Genomic DNA, 17,731 nt, shown 5'->3' with positions numbered 1-17,731 from the left:
GGCTTCTCAATCGGTAACCCTATGCATCGCTATACGGAATACTTCGCTCATCGCCACGCAGACGACGAACTCGACTGCGTGCCACTGCTCGCGGCCGGACTGCGCCGCGACCCGGCGCGCACCGTCGCGCACTTCGACGATGAGGCGATTACCTGCGACGACATCGCGCGGCACGTCGCGCATCTACAGTGCTGGTTCGCGGAAGAGGGACTCGCTCCGGGCGATCGCGTCGCCGTTATGCTCGGCAACAGCGCGGCGCACGTGCATCTGATCTATGCACTCGTGCTGAGCGGGCTCGTGTGGGTACCGGTGAATACGAAGTTGCGCGCCGCGGGCGTCGAATATCTGGTGCAGCACGCCGAACCGAAGCTCCTCATCATCGAGGACGAGTTCGACGCCGCTTCTGCGACGATCGACTGCGGGACCACACGGCGCGTGCGTTTGCCCGCGTTCGACACGCGAAAAGCAAGTAGTGCATTCACGAGCCCGGATATCGGTGTGCACGATCCGCTGTGCATCATCTATACATCAGGCACGACGGGCGCGCCGAAGGGGGTGATCTTCACGCATCGGATGATGCGCATTGCGGGTGAGGCCGCGCTGCGCGTCGCCGATGTGCGCGAAGGCGACCGAATGTTCCTGTGGGAGCCGCTGTGCCATATCGGCGGCGCGCAGATGCTGTTGCTGCCGTTTCTCGAAACGGTGAGCCTGCACGCGGTGCCGCGCTTCTCGGCCTCGCAGTTCTGGCCGCAGATCGAGCGCGCGGGCGCCACGCAACTGCACTATCTCGGGGGCGTGCTCGATATCCTCATGCAGTTGCCGCCGGACGCCCAGCCCGAGAGGCACACGTTGCGCGTCGCGTGGGGCGCGGGTGTGAGCGCCTCGGCCTGGGCGCCGGTGCAGGAGCGGCTCAACGTGCGCTTGCGAGAGTGCTACGGCATGACCGAATGCTCCAGTTTTGCGACTGCGAACGCAACGGGCAAGCCGGGGTCGATCGGTCGCGCGCTGCCATGGATGGAGATCGAACTGCTCGATGAAAACGGCCAGCCGGTGAAGGAGGGCGAAGCGGGCGAGATCGTGCTGTCGAGCAAGGTGGAAGGCACGTTCCTGCCGGCATACCTCAAGAATCCCGACGCGACGAGCGCCGCCCTGCGCAGCGGCCGCTTGCACACGGGCGATCGCGCGCGGCGCGACGCCGACGGCGATTTATTCTTCATCGGCCGGCAAACGGACAGCATGCGCGTGCGCGGCGAGAACGTTTCGGCGTGGGAGATCGAGCGCATCTTCGCGGCGCATCCGGCCATTCGCGCGAGCGCTGCGATCGGCGTGGCGTCACCGATCGGCGAACAGGATATCCTGCTCAACGTGCAGTTCAAGGAAGAACCGGTGGACTGGAACATCCTGCACGCGTGGGCGCGCGAGCGGCTCGCCAGTTTCCAGTTGCCGCGTTATTACCGGGCGGTGGCGAGCTTCGAACTCACGGCCAGCGAGCGTATAAGGAAGCATCTGCTGCCGCGCAGCGTCGACGACGCATGGGACCGAATGGGCGAAGCGCGGGTCTGATATCGGCAAACGATAGGGTGTTAGGGCCATGCGATAATCCGCCAACAATCGAAAAGACGAACCTGTGATGATCGAAGCGCCCAAAGCCCCGCGCAAACGCAAGAGCCCAGCGACGAAGCCGCGGGCCGAGGCGGCGGATCCGAGTGCATCGTCCCTGTACGTGCAGTCCGTCGAAAAGGCGATGAAAGTGCTCACCGCCTTCGACGGCAGCAAGCGTCAGTTGTCGCTGTCGGAGATTTCGTCGCTCACCGGCTTCGACATGAGCGCGACGCAACGCTTCACCTTCACGCTCGCCGCCCTCGGTTATCTTTTCAAGGATCCGGACAGCCGCAAGTATGAACTGTCGCCCCGGCTGCTCGACTTCACCTACCACTATCTGACATCGAACGAGCTCGTGAGCCGGGCCACGCCTTATCTCCAGCAACTCGGCTCGGAGACGGAGGAGGCCACCAATCTCACCGTGCTGGACGACACGGACATCGTGTTCGTGCTGCGGATCGTGAGCCGCAACGTGTTCAACGCCCATGTGATTACCGGTTCGCGCCTGCCTGCGTACTGCACGGCGCCGGGACTCGCGATCCTGGCAACGCTTCCTGACGGGGAGATCGACGACCTCCTGTCCCGCACGAATCTCGTGCCGTACACGTCGTCGACCGTGTATCAGCCACGCAAGATCAAAGACCGGATCGCGCAAATCCGCAGGCAGGGGTACGCCCATACAGAAGACGAGTACTTCGTCAGCGACATTTCAACTGCGGCGGCCATCACCAATGCGCACGGGCGAGGGATCGGCGCGGTGAATATCGCGGTGGCGAGATCGCGGTGGCATGCCGACCGCGACGAAAGGCGCTTCGCCGATCTGGTCATTTCCACAGCCTCGGCTATTTCAACGCGGCGTCGCGTCGAATAGCTCGAAGCGAGCGATGAGCAGCCTAAGTACGCTGACGTTCTTTCTGCGGCCGGTCGCGCAGCAGCAGCGGCATTAAACGCCGGTTGGCTGTCTGCGCAGCCCACTCGCAATACGCGGCGCTGCCGAGCACCCAGCCCTCGAGGGTCGACTGCATCAGGTTATCGACCTCGCGTTCGTCAGCAGGATGTGCGCCCAGATCGCGGTATGCCCGGTAGCGCTCGAGCGGCGTATTGCCGAGCGCCCCGTAAAGTGGATGGTCCTTGATAAAGCTATCGACACGCAGCCCGATATGGTGCGCGTAGCTCGACCACCGGTAGCTTCCCGGGTCGGCTACAAGGCGGTTGCGCACCGGCGCCTGATCGATGATCTGGCTTGCGAGCAGGAAGTACCGGTCGGGCTCAATCACTGCGGCTCGGTACCCGCCACGCCATACCGCACCGCGGCGTCCATGGCGGCGATTGAAAGTCTCGACATACCGACGGCCAACGGCCTGCAACGTAATGGCCACGCTCGACTCATACGAAGGGGTGACAAGGAACTGTACCGCCTCGGGCATGAGTACCCACGCGTGGACGGCCAGATCGGCGACGCGCGCTGCGTCTGCCAGGCAGGCGAGGAAGTACAGATAGTCTCCTTCGTCCAGGAAGGCGGGGCCCGTGAACCCCTGCAAGATAACGTGCTGCGGTTGTTCTGGGACGTAGTGCCGTGCGAGCCGTGTCATGCTGGATGAACCGGAAATCCGATGTGAGAGAGCGATCCGACAGATATCGGATGCGTGACAGTGCGTACCGTCGATATAGGACGAAATTCTATCGATCACGTGCTTACGCTGGCGTCACGAACAGACCTTTGTTCTGGCCTCTTTTCGCTGATTTGTCGGTCGCAACCAGTGTCGAATTACAGGATGCGCGGAGGATAAGGCGATGCGTTTCGCAGCCTGAAGGCGGTCGATGTCGGGGACGTGGAGAAGCGCCGGGTCCACCCCCAGGTGCTTCAAGATCGCGGCGACGTGCAGACGCTGCTGAACACGGCAAGCAGGCTCGCCGGCATCGCGTGCAAGTTCGACTTGCAGCTTCTTCACTGTGAACTACGACGATCAGGAGCGGCGGGCGACACTGATCAGATGCTCGACTGGTTCACCCGCTTCATCAGTTCCGCGGCGCTTTCCTTTCGTTCGCTATAACGGTCGACCAGATACGGACCAATATCCCGGGTGAGCAGCGTAAACTTCACCAACTCTTCCATTACATCCACGACTCGATCGAAGTAGGCCGAGGGTTTCATGCGGCCGGTTTCATCGAACTCCATGAACGCCTTGGCCACCGACGACTGGTTGGGGATCGTCAGCATGCGCATCCAGCGCCCGAGCACGCGCATCTGGTTGACCGCGTTGAACGACTGCGAGCCGCCGCTCACCTGCATCACCGCGAGCGTCTTGCCCTGCGTCGGCCGGACCGCGCCGAGCGAAAGCGGAATCCAGTCGATCTGCGATTTCATGATGCCGGTCATCGCGCCGTGGCGCTCCGGCGAGCACCAGACCATGCCTTCCGACCACAGCACCAGGTCCCGCAGCTCGGCCACCTTGGGATGAGTGTCCGGCGCATCGTCCGGCAGCGGCAGGCCGCTCGGGTTGAACGTCCGCACATCGGCGCCCATCGCCGCAAGGAGGCGCGCGGCTTCTTCGCTGAGCAGTCGGCTGAAGGAGCGTTCGCGTAGCGAGCCATAGAGCAGCAGGATGCGCGGGGGGTGCGGCGAAGCCTTCGCGGCCTGCAGGCGGTCGATGTCCGGAACGCGGAACAGCGCCGGGTCAACCTGCGGCAGTTCGGTCGCAAGATCAGACACGTTTTCCCTCCGCATCGGTAATGGTCGTGGGTTCGTTGTTCGCGCGGTGAATCACCGCGAGCGTGTCGCGCGGGGCTCCGAACCCAGGGTTGTGATAGATGATGACGTCGTTCATGTGCTCGTTTCCAAAGCCTTCAGGCGGACTCGTACCAGTTCTTCGAACGATTGACGATGCGTACGACGAGCAGCATGACCGGCACCTCGATCAGCACGCCCACGACGGTCGCGAGCGCAGCGCCGGAGTTGAACCCGAACAGGCCGATTGCCGTGGCAACGGCCAGTTCGAAGAAGTTCGACGCGCCGATCAGGGCAGACGGGCAGGCAATGTTGTGCTTCTCGCCGACCGCGCGATTAAGCCAGTACGCGAGCGCCGAATTGAAGAACACCTGGATCAGGATCGGCACGGCGAGCAGCACGATGACGAGTGGCTGCTTCAGGATGGCTTCGCCCTGGAAAGCGAACAGCAGAACCAGCGTCGCGAGCAGCGCCGTGATCGACCAGGGACCGATCTTCGCCATTGCTGCTTCAAACGCGGCTTCTCCCTGGACGAGCAGCGCCTTGCGCAGGATCTGCGCGAGAATCACCGGAATGACGATGTAGAGCGCGACCGAGGTGAGCAGCGTCGCCCACGGCACCGTAATCGCGGAAATGCCGAGCAGCAGGCCCACGAGCGGCGCAAACGCGACCACCATGATGCTGTCGTTGAGCGCGACCTGCGAGAGCGTGAAGAGCGGGTCGCCGCCGGTGAGACGACTCCACACGAACACCATTGCCGTACAGGGCGCGGCCGCCAGCAGGATGAGGCCGGCCACATAGCTGTCGAGCTGCGCTGCGGGCAGCATCGGCGCCAACAGGTGCTTGATGAACAGCCAGGCGAGGAACGCCATCGTAAAAGGCTTGACCAGCCAGTTCACGAAGAGCGTGACGCCGATGCCCCGGATGTGCTGACGCACTTCATGCAGCGAACCGAAATCGACCTTGACCAGCATGGGGATGATCATCACCCAGATCAGCAGCCCGACCGGGAGGTTGACCTGCGCGTACTCCATCCGGCCAATTGCCTGAAAGACGCCGGGCATGACCTGGCCGAGCAGGATGCCTGCGAGAATGCACAGTGCGACCCAGACGGTCAGGTACCGCTCGAAGAAGCTGATGGCTGGCTTCGATGCGGTCCTGCGCGAAGCGGCGACGTTGGGCGTGTTCATGAGACGACTCGATGGAGATGGGTTCAGCTTTGCAGGATGTCATTGAGCGCCTGCTGAAGCTCGGCATCGCCCAGACGGTCCAGGGGAAGTTCAAGCAACTGCAGCATGCGATAGCCGATCGCCTGGCGGGTCAGCTCGAACGCCTGACGCTTGACGTCATCGCCGCCCGGTGCGTTCGACCCGTCGGCATCGCCCCGATGCACCCTGACCGGACTACCCGGCCAGAACGCACATGCTTCGGCGGCGGCGCTGTCGCAGTAGTGATTCAGCGTGGCATCGCCGAGCACGCTGCGCGCCGAGTTGTGCGTGCACAGGATCGATACGTTGGTTGTCATACGCTCGTCGTTGAATTGCGCGTCGGACTCAGCAGCATGACGAGGATTTGACCGGAACACCGACCGACTTGCCCGACGTCGGAGCGCAGCACGCTGCGACTTCAGAAGCAGGTGCACCTTTCGGCGAATTGCGTGACTCGCCGAATACCGGAATGTCGTTCAGCGTGTGATACGACTCCCATGCGATGCCTTGCGGATCGACGGTCCAGTACTTGTTCGAGTTGGCATAGCAGCAGACGGTATCCGTCTGGGTGTCGACCGGCAACGCGGCGCCTTCGAGTCGATCGTGCATCTCGGCCAGTTCGGCCTCGTTTTCGACCTGCACCCCCAGATGGTCGACGCCCGGCGTGGCGCCGCGTTGCGAGATCGCGAAATTGACGCGCGGGTCGTCGAGCATCCACTTCGCGTAATCGCTCTTGATGACCGTCGGTTCAGCCGCGAACAACGCCGAGTAGAAACGGATGCTCGCTGTGAGATCGGTGACGGCGACGTGCACATGAAAGCGCTTCATGACTGCTTCTCCCGAGAGGGAGAACATGCCGATGCTGGCGAACAGGGGTTGCCGCCACAGCAGTTCTCGGTGAGATAGGCCAGCAGGCCGTTCATCGTTTCGAAGTTGGCGCAGTAGTAGATGAACCGGCCTTCCTGACGGCTGGTGACGAGCTGCGCGCGAGACAGTTCCTTCAGGTGGAAGGACAGCGACGACGGCGCGACATCCAGCAGCGTGGCGATCTGGCCTGCGGGCATGCCTTCGGGGCCCGCCTGTACCAGGGCGCGAAAGACTGCGAGCCGCGACTCATGCGCGAGCGCCGCCAGCGCGGCAATGGTTTCATTCGTTTCCATGATTCGATAATAGTCGAAATATGAAACTAATGACAAGACCCATTCTGTCGACCGGACGTCCTGGCAGATCTCGGCTCTTCGCAATCCGGCAGTGCACACCAGACTAGAGAGGGGCGCGAGAACTAGAACCTTCCCTGTTGCTGCGCGTAGAGGGTTCTCGGCGCGTTGCTATATCATGCCCGGCAGCGCCGGGCATGATCGCAAGCAAATGCTTCTATCACCGGTTGTTGCCACTGCGAAGCCCGTTGCGATTTGCGGAGCGCGCGTTATCGCGCTTCGACGACTTTGGAGGGTTCAGGGGCGGTCGTCACGCGGTCAAGGCCGGCAGCAAGCCGCCATTCCTCGAGCACGCGCTCGAGCAAGTCGTAGGTGACCGGCTTGCGTACATAACCATCGAACGAGGGAAAGTCGTCATCGCCGAGATCGGTCTTGCCCGTCACGGCAATCATGTACGCTCCCTGCGAAGCGCCCTCGGCCCTCAACCCGTCGCAAACGTGTCTTCCATCACCGTCCGGAAGGTCCACATCGGCAAGAATGACGTCGAAGTCGCGATCATGAGCGAACGTGCGAGCTGCGGCGCAGTTGTGTGCGATCGCTACGCCATGGCCCATCCGTGCGATAAGTGCCGCGAGCCCGTTCGCGAAATCTTGATCGTCGTCCAGGATAAGGATCTGCATGGCGCTTCTCCATAGTTTCAAGCGGGTACCGTTGCCCGCAATTGACGCCTATGCAAGGAAGGTGCCAGCCGATGGCAGCCTCATGCCGTCTCGAAGAGTCCCGCGCGCAAGTAGTGAGTCGCTTGTATTCTGTTCCCAGGACGCGGCCGAAATTTCCATGCGCAATGAACGAAGGCGCTCGGCCAGGCGACGGCTTCACGACGTTCCGATATCGCATGCCCGTGTTTGACGAAGGCGAGCAGCCGTGCGATGGCTCGACAAGCCCATAAGATTGCTCACCTGCTCGTTGGTCTTGCCGGCGATGATTAGCCGACGACCGAAGGTGTTTCTGAGCAAGCGTGGACTCTCGTCGGCAGCCGACAAGTTCGCGCTGCGTAGAGCCTGGCGGACGCATTTCAACATCGTATCTGGCTGCATCGGCTTGCCGCCCGCCGTGGCGGTGAAAAGCCATTGCGTTGGAGGCTGAATCCGACTGCGGGCCTCGTGATAGCTGCGCAGTACGTCGATCGCGAAGGCATCGATCGGCACCCGCCGTGCAATCCGAGGCCCATGCTTCTCGACGAAGACAGTAGGACGTTCGCCGTGGACATCGAGGTCGTCGACTCGTAGCTGCTTGAGTTCGGCGGCCGTGACCCCTGACGCGAGAAACAGCGCCACGATCGCGGTGTTCCGAAGATCCTTGAAGGCCGCGCCTTCGGTTGCAACGCACACCGCTTGTAGCCGCGCATCGCCTTCCGGTGACAGATAGATCGGTGTTGGCTCGTCTTGTGGCCAGTTCTCGTTGACTAACATCTGCGCGGCGGGATTATCGGCGCGCAGTTCGATGTTCACGAGGTGACGCGTGAATCGGTCGATAAGTTTGAGATAGCGCAGGCGCGTGGTCGTGCCGGGCGCGCAGTCCTGCGCGAGTTTAGCGAAGAATCCATCGATGTGGTCCGCCCCGAAGCTCGCCACCGTCGCTCCGTGGGCGATCAGATAGTCGTTGAAGCGCGAGAACATCGAACGGTGCTGGACGATCGACTGGTCGGCGAACGCGCGGCGATCCGCGCCTGTTGCTTCTTCGCGTTGCCATTGGGCATAGGCGTCTTCGGGTGCAACAAGCCAAGCATCGTCAGGCATAGAAGTCGATATACTGAAATTCACTCAACCCAAACCCTACAGCGAAGCTAACGCTCCGCCAACCCCAAGCCACCAACGTAGGGGGCACCCTCTTCGACCTCGCGTGGCATGGCGTCGAGGCAAGCACCCGGTCCACCGACAAAGAGCTGCGCGGAGCACGCCAGCATCAGATTGATGGACGATGGGGAGATTGCGCAATCCCCGGCGCGGGCAGTTCCGGTTTGCGCGGGCGCTCCCAACTAGCACGCTGACCGACCTGCTTGAGGTCGCGCATCCTGATGCTCTCCGGAATCCGTTCGAGAGGCGCACACGTGCGCGTGAGGAACTGGCTCATCGTCAACGTGCTGCTTCTGGCGGGGTTGCGCCGGGGCGAACTGATGCTGCTCGAATGCCGCGCGCTCAAATCGGATATCGATGCCGATACTGGAGATCTCATCTACTGGCTGGATGTGACAACGACGACGGAACTCGATCCGCGCCATAGCGCACCATCGATCAAGACCGCACCGTCACACCGTCAGGTTCCCGTTTCAGGGACGCCCCTGCAACACGACCGTTAAGCGCTCATTCGCCGTTTTGGACTGACTTGATAAGATTGTCCCGCAGCGTCACGATTGCCTTCTGCACTTTAGCAAACTCGTCTGGCGCAAGGCCAGTCGCCCCAGAGAGACTCATAGTCAGGGCTTTTTCGCGCAGCCGTCGACCGTTTTTCGTGAGCCTGACCCGCACCTGACGCTCGTCTTCGGGATCGCGCTGCCTCTCTAGATAACCCATCACCTCGAGCTTCTTCAGCATCGGCGTAAGCGTGTTGGATTCGAGAAACAGCTTCTCGCCCAGACCGCTGACGGTCGGATTGTCTTCCTCCCAAAGCGCAACGATCGTGACGTATTGCGTATAGGTGAGCCCAAGCTCCTCGAGTATCGGCTTGTATGCCCTACCGAACGCCAGGTTCGCTGAGTAGATTGCAAAGCACAGATAGTCCGACAGCGGCATGGCCGCAGCGGGCGCCTGGTTCCTAGTTTTCATCTTTATCCTCCTCGGCTAAAGCCTGATTGTCCTCAAGACATACGAAGTGCTATATATCGCATGCGATGATATCGCAATAACGAACGTCGAGCCGCTGCCGCATAGAGTAGAACCGCTTGTCATTTCGCCGGGCCCAGCTATTTCGCAGCGTAGAGGTATTGCGGCGGCGCCTGCCTGCCGCTATGGCCGCCGAACGTCTGGAGCGCCCTTGTGGCCGCCGTTCGCTTTAGGCCGGCATGCGATACAGGGCGCCGAGCTTGTTGCCGTCCGGATCGCGCAGATAGGCGAGATAGAGGCTGCCAAACGCGGCCTCACGCACGCCAGGCGGCGCCTCAGCTGATGTTCCACCATTGGCGACCCCGGCGACATGCCAGAGATCGACCTGCCTGGTCGACTGACAGGCAAAGCCGATCGTTCCGCCATTGGCAGCGGTCGCCGGCCGACCATCGAGCGGCTGCGTGATAATGAAAAGCCCCGTGTCGCCGCGATAGGCATAGCGTCGACGTTGATCGTTGTCGTCACTGATACCGTCACCATAGCCAATCGCGCCGAGCACGGCATCGTAAAATCGCTTTGCTTTTTCCAGGTCGTTGGTGCCGACCACTACATGACTGAACATTGTTTCAATCCTCCTTGGTAAATAAACCACGACCCATCCGACGCTGTGGCCGGCGCGCATGAAGAGGGGACGATGCGCGACGGTCCAAAGGGGAAGGATGCGCGATCTAGTGACGCGCGAACAGGTTGTCGCGCGACGTCACGGCGGCATGGCTGCCCGCCTGGGAGAGTCCGGCGACTACACCGCCGTATGCCTCTTGCGAGCCAGTTACGTCGTCGCGTTCGGCGGCGACGGTTCGCGCGCTCTGACCGCTTTGCGACGCCGGTGCGCCCACCGAGGGCTTGTAGAACGGGGCCGGTCCATAGCCGCTGGCGAACGCGGGTGCGGTGGCGGACGCCGAAAAGGCGACGAGCAGTGCAACGATGAGCTTGGTCTTCATGATGGGAATCCCTAAAAAAATGTTCAGAGGGGCACGTGCCCCAGAGAGAGGCACGTGCCTAGGCGGATCACACCGTGACGATGTTCGTGCCGATCTCGATGTTGCCCCGCACAGACTTCGAGTACGGGCAGATCGTATGGGTCAGGTGCGCGATTTCCTCGACGACTTCCTTTGCCAGACCCGGTACGCGGATGTTGAACTGGGCGCCGAGGAACCACGCGGTACCGGTTTGCCCAACGTTTACCTGAATGTCCACGGAATAGTCGGGCGGCAGCTTGACCTTCTTCAGCGAGGCCGCGATCCCGAACACGGTGGTGTAACAGGCCGACCACGCGCCCGCAAACAACTTCTCGGCTGTCGGGTGCGGCTCGGTGGCGATGAACTCGAGGCGTTCCACGCCGGGCGCCGACAGCTTGAGGTCAAAGACGCCAAACTGGCCGCGCTGGAGATTGGGGTCGTGATTGACCGTGGCGTGGGAGTTGCCCGAGGCGAGAACTTTTTCGATCTTTTCCATGATGAATTCCTATGTGTATGAGCGTATTAAGCGTATTTAAATATTGCGCGATTTAATCGCATGCGGTGTTTTTGTCAAATAGTGACGACGTTGAGACCGACTTCGATGTTGCCGTGCACAGCCTTCGAGTACGGGCAGAGCTGATGGGCGTGGTGCGCGAGTGCCTCGACGACTTCCTTTGCCAGACCCGGCACGCGGACGGTGAACTGGGCGCCGAGGCAATGCCCGCTACCGACCGACCCAATGCTTACCTGGATGTCCACGGAGTAGTCGGACGGCAGCTTGACCTTCTTCAGCGAGGCCGCAATCTGGAACGCGCTGACGTAACAGGCCGACCATGCGCCCGAAAACAACTGCTCGGCTCTCGGGTGTAGCTCGGTGGCGATGAACTCGCGGGTTTCACCGCCGGGGGCTGACAGCTTGAGGTCGAGGACGCCGAGCTCACCGCGCGGGACATTGGGGTCGTGATTGATCGTGGCGTGGCTGTTGCCTGAGTGGAGGACTTGTTCGATCTTGGTCATGATGGATTCCTGTGTGAATGAGGGTGTTCAGGTTTTTAGTCGTATGCGAGATAATCGCATGCGTTGCATCATGGGGGGAAGTGTTATTGGATGTCAATCGCAAAAGATTTAATCGCATGCGTGCTTTCGATAGGACACGAACGAAGATACCGCGGCGGCCAGCATGGTGTCGCCTGTCTCGCACACCGTCGCGGGGGGATGTAAGTCAACAAGCCATCGTGTATCCGACTCGGACGTCGGCGAATGATGTGATTTGCAGGTGTGTAATGTCCTTGCCGTGCAAGCGCGACCCACTCAGTTGCATGGTGTCTCCCCTGTGAGGTGATGTCGGCTCGCGACGCGTTACCACAGGGCAACCCACTGCTATGGGGACGCCCGGGTCGGTCGACCCCGGTACGCTCAGCGGTCGGGTGAACGGCGTCGTCATGAACCGACAACTTTACAGGCCATCACCAGTAAAGTTACGCCCCCTTCGGCCATCGGATGCGACGCCCGAGTTGTCACGAATCGTCCGACAAAAGCAATCCGGCGCGGACTTCGCGACGCGATTAACTGCTGCACGCGAAGGCACGGCGCAACGGATCCGCAAGCGAATGCAGCCTTGTTTCCACCAGATCTCACGCGCGGCGAGCCGGCGCGCATGCGATTCATCATGCGAAAGGAAGGATTATGAAGATCGAAGGTGCTGTGGTTTCCTGACGGGCGCGAATCGCGGGCTTGGCCTTTCGCGAAACAGGCGCTCGAAAGAGGGGTGCGGAAGATTTATGCGGGCGCGCGCGATCCGGCCAGCGTGTGATCTGCCGGGCGTCGTACCCGTAATCGGGCCGGACTCACCATTTCCGCGGCTCGATCTCGACCTTTCTTGTCGCCTTTCGCGAACGCTCGGCGCGCTTCGGGTTGTCTCGAGTGGCAATGAACTTGCCGCCGCCTTCATACCATTCGCCGTTGGCGCCGGTCTCGCCGCCCGGCTTGGCTCGACGCTGAGTGCTCACGCGCTCGCCGCTTCGACGTCTTCGCGCTCAGGCCAAAATCCTCGATGAGATAGCCGTTGAAGCGAGGAGGGCACTTGCCCGTCGAGTGAATAAAGACCAATGAAGCCGCGATCGCGGCCGAGCTGCTTGAGGTGCGCGCCATGCTCCCGCGCGATGTGCAGCCGCCCGAGCACGACTCGAAGGTTCGCAATGGTCAACGACACGTCGGCGAGGACCGCGCGTTGACTGGCCGTTGCACTTCATCAAGAGACACTCAGCGTACCGAAGGCCGACCGGCAGCAATGGGTCCGACGTGCCGATTTCTGTCGGGCTCTCCAAAGGTCAATCCCAAGAAGACTGGTTTTTCGGAAGAGCGTTATTTGGATCGTAGACGTCGAGGTGGTCCGTGGAGTCAAGACGCTCTGTGTACAGAACGAGATTTGTACCGTCGGGCGTCAGTCGTGATTTGAAGAGGATACCCTTGGCACCGCTCGAGACGACCTCATCGCCAAGGATCCAGCTGGGGGGCTCGATCCGTTCATTGAACCAGCAGTGGCGCCAGTCGCAATAGAAATCCTCCCACAGAGGAGACCACTTTCCGCTTTCGTACCCGCCGGTGAAATCGACCATCGGAGCGGCCGTGAGGTTGTAGCTGACCAACGTCCCCGGTGGCATCAAGGACGATAACTGCTGATACTCTCGGATGGCTGTGGCGGGGTCCAAGGCAAGATATAGCGCATTGAGCCCGACACGATTCGCCCGACCGCCATGCGTTCCCGCTCCTGCGCCGCTCGTCGGCGCGACAGCCCACCTGGGGACATGCATACGATAGACAGTTACCCCGGTCAATTCTGTGAGGATCATCCTGCCGGGCCCGCCTCAAGCGACGAAACGTAGCGAAGGACGTCATCGGCTCGACCTTCCGACACCAGCTCCTCGGCGGTTTTGTAGTTGAACACGGGCAGAGGTTCGTTTCGATACCAGAACAGTGCCTTCGTGACGTCACCTGAGATATCCGTGGCCGCACGAATGACCCGCAGAGCGTCGCGGAGGAATCGTTGTACGCTTTCGGATGCAGGTTGCCGGCTGATCGTGTTCCGATGTACGTGGGCTTGCTGAGCAAGGGTTTGCAAGTCGATACGCAAGGCCTCGCCGAAGCGACGCGCGGAGACGATCGGTGCTGGGTCTTCGGGATCATGTAGTGAGGCCATAAAACGGTCGAAGCCCGCATCGGCACTGGGAAAGGCGCCGGTATCCGAATTCATAAGTCGCTCTCCAAGCACAGAATTTGCACAATTTTAGCATAAGTTCCAACGGCCGACGGCCGAAACATAACGCCAACATCCCGCCTCGATTATCCGAGCCGCCCAGCGACGCGGGATCCTGGCCCGCCAAAAAGGAGAGCGACTAGGCGCGCGCGTCATTTTGGGTGCGTATATTGTGCACAAGATCCGTTGGTTATGAGCATTTCACGTGAAACCATTCCGACGATCCGATAATGCTGCACCTCGCCGCCCGCCTGAACCTCGACGCAGCCACTCGGATACTCGACCACCTCCATTTGCTGGTGAATCAACAGGCGATTGGCCGGCGTGTCTTCGAGCAGATACATCACGCGGTCGTATTGCACCGTCAGCGCGTGCGTGACCTTACGCCAGACGCGATATGCCAGCAGTAGCGTCAGATCGTCGGCGGCGCGCAGGGGCCGATGGGCGTCGTGGTCGCTGCGTGGCGGCTTGCCGAAACGCTGATTTAAATCAGCGATGAATGAGGGCTCATAAGCATTGGCCGCCTCCCAGGTGCTGATGCCGCGCAAGCGCAACTCCTTGACCAGCCGGTCCTGCAGCGTCAGATTGGCGCGTTCCACGCGCCTCGAACCAGCGGTGATCGCTACCATCGATCTGGATCAGCTCGCCCAGACACGCGCGGCGGTTGCGCGGCTGGTGAATCCGCGGCAGGCGCTGTTTGCGAGGCACCCAAAGGCCCGCAGCTGTCATCAGAGAACGAATCGTCTCGACGGCCAGTTCAATGCCGTGGCATTCCCGTAATTTCTCGCACGCCAGCGTCGGACCAAAATCGGCATAGCGCTCACGGATCAGCGCGAGCGCACGCTGCGCCACGCCGTCCGGCAACCGGTGATTACTCGTGCGTGCGCGCTTGCCGGACACCAGACCGCGTGCACCGTCCGCACGATAACGCATGACAAGCCGTTCGATCTGCCGCACGCTCACGTGTAGCCGCTCGGCGGCACGGCCAGGCTTGAGTTGGCGTTCGGCGACGGCCTGATCACTCTGAGTCGGTCCAGTTCGTGCATCGACATGGTGATGGTCCCGGTCGTGTTCATCGCCAGCGCTCCTGAAACGCTTGTCTGGCAACGAATCTACGTCAAAATGCGACATTTCTCATATGGTCGCCTCCCATTTGCAAGGCGATATTGTTAGTGGCGAGAAGGGTGGTTGCGGACTTATATCCGTACATGGACTCCCGCCTATGAGCAAGATCGGTGTGCATTTTCGAAGGTCTTGACTTGCGTCTGTACATTCGGCTTCTGATGTGCCTGCCATCAGCACGAGCCATCATGGAAGTTTGCGCGCTTGCCCCTCATCGGCCTCTTGGCTGTCGATTCAATTAGTTACCCTAATGAAAATGCGATAAATAGATTTATGTCAAATAAACAATGGGCCCGTTGATGCGCCAACTGTGAGTCGCCGTCGCACGTTGCTTCACTGGTCCTCATCAGGGATAAGGGGTAGCCTTGATTTTGATGCAAATCTCCGGTTAGAAGCACTCAAGCGGAATAAGGGTTCGCGTCATGCCCCCAATATTAAAACTAGTAAAATCAACAACTTCCTGTCTGCTACCTTCTCCGACTCGCTACCGATGGCGTAGTACGCGATCCGAAAATGATTGTAGGGTGGGGACGCGGTCGCCGTAACTAAACCGCTCACTGGCTATCGGGACGCTGGCACGCGCGGAGTTTCAAAACGAGGAATCGCTCGGCAGCCCCTAGAGTGGGGTACATAATCGTCGAGTGGGATTCGCGACGGAATCCATCTGCTCGCCGGACTGCGTCAGCGAACACTATTACTGCGGGTCGTTTCCCGCGATGGTGCGTCAAAAACGGCGCGTTGGGCGTCGCGAACAGTTGGTCGACGATTCGCACAGTGTCGAAGTGCGTGCCACGCGGGTGCCCAGTCGCGAATTGACGCGATTGTAAGGTATAGTCACGTTTACCAAACGAACCGTCAGCATGATCTCATCCGTTCAAGATGAGACTTGCTGCAACCGAGACGGAACGATGACCGTGCCAAACCCGCAGCGCAGTACCCGTAAGGGGCGCACATCGAGTGCAGTTTCTTCGGCAACGCCGCCCGACGGCCTGCGAGCCCAAGGCATACGGACGCGCAACGCCATCGTCCGAGTTGCACGAAAGCTCCTGCTTGAAAATGGCCCGATGGAATTCTCGCAGCGCGCCGTCGCTCTTAGCGCGGGAATCAGTGTCAGCAATCTCCAGTACTACTTCCCCACGAGGCCAGCGATCCTGCGCGCGGTTATGGCTCCGGTCATCGAAGGCTATTTCGATGCACTGAAACGTGCGCTTAAGGACAATGAATCGCCTCGCGGAACGATCGAGGCCATCCTAGAGATGTCCCTTGAGGACGCGAAGGATTCGAAGAACATCCCGTTATGGTGGCATTTCTTTTCGCTCGCCGCCACGGATCCCGAGTGCGCCCAAATGCGCGACGAGTGGTACGACACTATGACGAAAGAGTTCACCGAGCTCATTCGTGCCGTGAATCCAAAGCGCGGGGCCACCGAGAGCGCGCACATCGCCGTATTGCTCATATCGATGGTCGACGGCATGACGCTTCACCTCGGAACCGCGCGCAACAAGCGCGCCTATATGCGAGGATTCGAATCAACTTTCCTTTCGGTCGCTCGTAGTCTCGTCTGGGGAGAGTCCTTGGACGTTGAGGCTGCCTAGCGGCCTGGCAACGTGCAGGCGTGACGATGAAGACAGGGAAATTCCCTGTTTTTTTTGATGAAGTTAGTTGGTACAGTTGCCTATGTATTGTACTGTTATCTACAACATCGAGCGGTTTTTCGCTGAGGCGGACTGGTTGGCTAGCGCAACAGTGGGCGGGTTCGCGGAGCGGCGTCCCGTCAAATCTAGCTCCTTCGTGATGCCGCGTGCATGCCCGGCAATCCCCAAGGGGTGGTGATCGCACCGTGTCATGGACTTCCGATCACGACGGCGCAGCGCGCGCTGAAGGAGTTGACCGGACAGCCCGTCGAAAAGGCATCGATGGCGGTATGCAATTCATCACGGTTGCGAGGCGCATGCCAGGCGTGAAGGCGCGCATGATTATCATGACAAGCGGTCGACGGCGGTCGACTACGCCGTTTCGACAACGAACTGTTCGATATGGATAAGACGATGATGTTGTTCGGGAACGGGAACAAAATCGTCCGACACACGAAGAACGCGGCACAGCATGAGCACGCCTCGCACTCGCACTAGAGGTTCTGCCCATGAAACCGAAGCGCCTAACACGAGAGCAAAGAAGGAATCAGACGCGCGATAGTCTGCTGTTTGCAGCGCGCGATATCTTCTCAACGAAGGGTTTCACTGCGGCGAGTGTCGAGGATATCGCGGCCGCGGCTGGATATACGCGCGGTGCGTTCTATTCAAACTTCGAAGGCAAATCGGATCTGCTGCTCGAATTGCTTCAGCGGGATCACGAGGAGGTCCAAGCGGAGTCGCAGCGCAACTTCGACCTGCTTACCGCCCGCGAAGGCGGGATGGTGGAGTCCTCTGACTGTGCTCGACTGCTGGGCAATCGGCCCGCGTCGTTCCTCCTGTGGATCGAAGCGAAGATGTACGCCGCCCGCGACTCGCGTTTCCGTGCGCAACTCTGCACATTGCTACGAAAGAAGCGAGCGCATACGGCGACTTGCATCTCGTCAATTATTGCACGCAACGGCACACAGTTTTCGCTGTCGGCTGACACACTCGCGCTTGCGCTGCTGGCTCTGGGTGAAGGCTTGCAGTCATGGCGCGTTGCTGACCCTTACGAAGTGCCTGGTGAGCAACTCGATGCTTTGGTGTGCGGTTTCCTAGCTTTCATAGGATCTGGCGCGGCCGATCGACACACAAGCAGCGTTTTTTGTGAGGCCTCTGTGCCGCCACGCAACCGATAAGAAGG

At 60.5% G+C, this 17,731-nt stretch carries 22 protein-coding genes and 2 pseudogenes; 6 read left to right on the top strand and 18 right to left on the bottom strand.

Annotation, left to right across the window (positions count from 1 at the left end; all coding sequences use genetic code 11):
• Positions 1-21: 21 nt before the first annotated feature.
• Complete coding sequence (locus NK8_RS34610; protein ID WP_213233903.1) at positions 22-1,563, top strand: AMP-binding protein; 1,542 nt, start codon at positions 22-24, stop codon at positions 1,561-1,563.
• A gap of 67 nt (positions 1,564-1,630) precedes the next feature.
• Positions 1,631-2,473 carry an IclR family transcriptional regulator gene (locus tag NK8_RS34605; RefSeq protein ID WP_061118609.1) on the top strand — a complete coding sequence of 281 codons (843 nt, stop codon included), beginning with the start codon at positions 1,631-1,633 and terminating at the stop codon, positions 2,471-2,473.
• Between the two features lie 22 nt (positions 2,474-2,495).
• Here NK8_RS34605 and NK8_RS34600 read toward each other — a convergent pair whose 3' ends face one another.
• The 9 genes from NK8_RS34600 to NK8_RS34565 form a co-directional block, all read right to left on the bottom strand.
• Positions 2,496-3,194: a hypothetical protein gene (locus NK8_RS34600; protein ID WP_061118608.1), complete on the bottom strand. Its 699-nt coding sequence runs from the start codon at positions 3,192-3,194 to the stop codon at positions 2,496-2,498.
• 398 nt (positions 3,195-3,592) lie between these two features.
• Positions 3,593-4,315, bottom strand: a complete 723-nt coding sequence (arsH, locus tag NK8_RS34595; RefSeq protein ID WP_061118735.1) for an arsenical resistance protein ArsH — start codon at positions 4,313-4,315, stop codon at positions 3,593-3,595.
• Positions 4,308-4,430: a hypothetical protein gene (locus NK8_RS43495; protein ID WP_284502508.1), complete on the bottom strand. Its 123-nt coding sequence runs from the start codon at positions 4,428-4,430 to the stop codon at positions 4,308-4,310. The genes arsH and NK8_RS43495 overlap by 8 nt, the downstream gene beginning before the upstream one ends.
• 19 nt (positions 4,431-4,449) lie before the next feature.
• Positions 4,450-5,520, bottom strand: coding sequence for an ACR3 family arsenite efflux transporter (arsB, locus tag NK8_RS34590; RefSeq protein WP_213233901.1), 1,071 nt, complete (start codon positions 5,518-5,520; stop codon positions 4,450-4,452).
• 23 nt (positions 5,521-5,543) lie between these two features.
• Entirely contained in the window at positions 5,544-5,855 is a 312-nt protein-coding gene (locus tag NK8_RS34585; protein ID WP_213233900.1) for a hypothetical protein, read from the bottom strand.
• A gap of 28 nt (positions 5,856-5,883) precedes the next feature.
• Complete coding sequence (locus NK8_RS34580) at positions 5,884-6,366, bottom strand: ArsI/CadI family heavy metal resistance metalloenzyme (RefSeq protein WP_213233899.1); 483 nt, start codon at positions 6,364-6,366, stop codon at positions 5,884-5,886.
• Positions 6,363-6,698 (bottom strand): helix-turn-helix transcriptional regulator, encoded by a 336-nt coding sequence (locus tag NK8_RS34575; protein ID WP_061118604.1) that lies wholly within the window; start codon positions 6,696-6,698, stop codon positions 6,363-6,365. Before NK8_RS34575 ends, NK8_RS34580 begins: the two co-directional genes overlap by 4 nt.
• A gap of 266 nt (positions 6,699-6,964) precedes the next feature.
• Positions 6,965-7,375 carry a response regulator gene (locus NK8_RS34570; protein ID WP_086961132.1) on the bottom strand — a complete coding sequence of 137 codons (411 nt, stop codon included), beginning with the start codon at positions 7,373-7,375 and terminating at the stop codon, positions 6,965-6,967.
• 195 nt (positions 7,376-7,570) lie between these two features.
• Positions 7,571-8,494, bottom strand: coding sequence for a site-specific integrase (locus tag NK8_RS34565; protein ID WP_213233898.1), 924 nt, complete (start codon positions 8,492-8,494; stop codon positions 7,571-7,573).
• A 311-nt stretch (positions 8,495-8,805) separates the two neighbouring features.
• On the opposite strand from NK8_RS34565, the gene NK8_RS34560 reads away from it, so the two are divergent.
• Positions 8,806-9,054, top strand: a complete 249-nt coding sequence (locus tag NK8_RS34560; protein ID WP_213233897.1) for a hypothetical protein — start codon at positions 8,806-8,808, stop codon at positions 9,052-9,054.
• Positions 9,055-9,058: 4 nt separating this feature from the next.
• Here the strand turns inward: NK8_RS34560 and NK8_RS34555 are convergent, their stop codons facing one another.
• The 5 genes from NK8_RS34555 to NK8_RS34535 all read right to left on the bottom strand — a co-directional run bounded on the left by NK8_RS34555 (position 9,059) and on the right by NK8_RS34535 (position 11,553).
• Positions 9,059-9,520: a MarR family winged helix-turn-helix transcriptional regulator gene (locus NK8_RS34555; RefSeq protein ID WP_213233896.1), complete on the bottom strand. Its 462-nt coding sequence runs from the start codon at positions 9,518-9,520 to the stop codon at positions 9,059-9,061.
• A gap of 226 nt (positions 9,521-9,746) precedes the next feature.
• On the bottom strand, positions 9,747-10,139 hold the full coding sequence (locus tag NK8_RS34550; RefSeq protein WP_213233894.1) for a VOC family protein: 393 nt from the start codon (positions 10,137-10,139) through the stop codon (positions 9,747-9,749).
• Between the two features lie 106 nt (positions 10,140-10,245).
• Complete coding sequence (locus NK8_RS34545; RefSeq protein WP_213233893.1) at positions 10,246-10,518, bottom strand: hypothetical protein; 273 nt, start codon at positions 10,516-10,518, stop codon at positions 10,246-10,248.
• 67 nt (positions 10,519-10,585) lie between these two features.
• Positions 10,586-11,032 (bottom strand): OsmC family protein, encoded by a 447-nt coding sequence (locus tag NK8_RS34540; RefSeq protein WP_213233892.1) that lies wholly within the window; start codon positions 11,030-11,032, stop codon positions 10,586-10,588.
• 74 nt (positions 11,033-11,106) lie between these two features.
• Positions 11,107-11,553, bottom strand: coding sequence for an Ohr family peroxiredoxin (locus NK8_RS34535; protein ID WP_213233891.1), 447 nt, complete (start codon positions 11,551-11,553; stop codon positions 11,107-11,109).
• A gap of 669 nt (positions 11,554-12,222) precedes the next feature.
• Between NK8_RS34535 and NK8_RS43105 the strand changes: the two are divergent.
• Positions 12,223-12,371 (top strand): annotated as a pseudogene (locus NK8_RS43105) (short-chain dehydrogenase); the annotation flags it as partial.
• A gap of 12 nt (positions 12,372-12,383) precedes the next feature.
• Here NK8_RS43105 and NK8_RS34530 read toward each other — a convergent pair.
• From NK8_RS34530 to NK8_RS34515, 4 genes and pseudogenes are all read right to left on the bottom strand, one after another.
• Entirely contained in the window at positions 12,384-12,545 is a 162-nt protein-coding gene (locus NK8_RS34530; protein ID WP_213233890.1) for a hypothetical protein, read from the bottom strand.
• 321 nt (positions 12,546-12,866) lie between these two features.
• A complete protein-coding gene (locus NK8_RS34525; RefSeq protein WP_213233888.1) occupies positions 12,867-13,388 on the bottom strand; it encodes an RES family NAD+ phosphorylase in 522 nt (173 codons plus the stop codon).
• Positions 13,385-13,789, bottom strand: coding sequence for an antitoxin Xre/MbcA/ParS toxin-binding domain-containing protein (locus NK8_RS34520; protein WP_213233887.1), 405 nt, complete (start codon positions 13,787-13,789; stop codon positions 13,385-13,387). The genes NK8_RS34525 and NK8_RS34520 overlap by 4 nt, the downstream gene beginning before the upstream one ends.
• A gap of 239 nt (positions 13,790-14,028) precedes the next feature.
• Positions 14,029-14,868 (bottom strand): annotated as a pseudogene (locus tag NK8_RS34515) (helix-turn-helix domain-containing protein); the annotation flags it as partial.
• Positions 14,869-15,822: 954 nt separating this feature from the next.
• Between NK8_RS34515 and NK8_RS34510 the strand changes: the two are divergent.
• Both NK8_RS34510 and NK8_RS34505 read left to right on the top strand, forming a co-directional pair.
• Positions 15,823-16,509, top strand: coding sequence for a TetR/AcrR family transcriptional regulator (locus tag NK8_RS34510; protein WP_062257220.1), 687 nt, complete (start codon positions 15,823-15,825; stop codon positions 16,507-16,509).
• 548 nt (positions 16,510-17,057) lie between these two features.
• Positions 17,058-17,726 carry a TetR/AcrR family transcriptional regulator gene (locus tag NK8_RS34505; protein ID WP_062257222.1) on the top strand — a complete coding sequence of 223 codons (669 nt, stop codon included), beginning with the start codon at positions 17,058-17,060 and terminating at the stop codon, positions 17,724-17,726.
• Positions 17,727-17,731 lie beyond the last annotated feature (5 nt).

Source organism: Caballeronia sp. NK8, from assembly GCF_018408855.1.
Classification (GTDB): Bacteria; Pseudomonadota; Gammaproteobacteria; order Burkholderiales; family Burkholderiaceae; genus Caballeronia.
The sequence above is the reverse complement of the archived record's forward strand: the minus strand, read 5'-3'. Positions and strand labels throughout refer to the sequence as shown.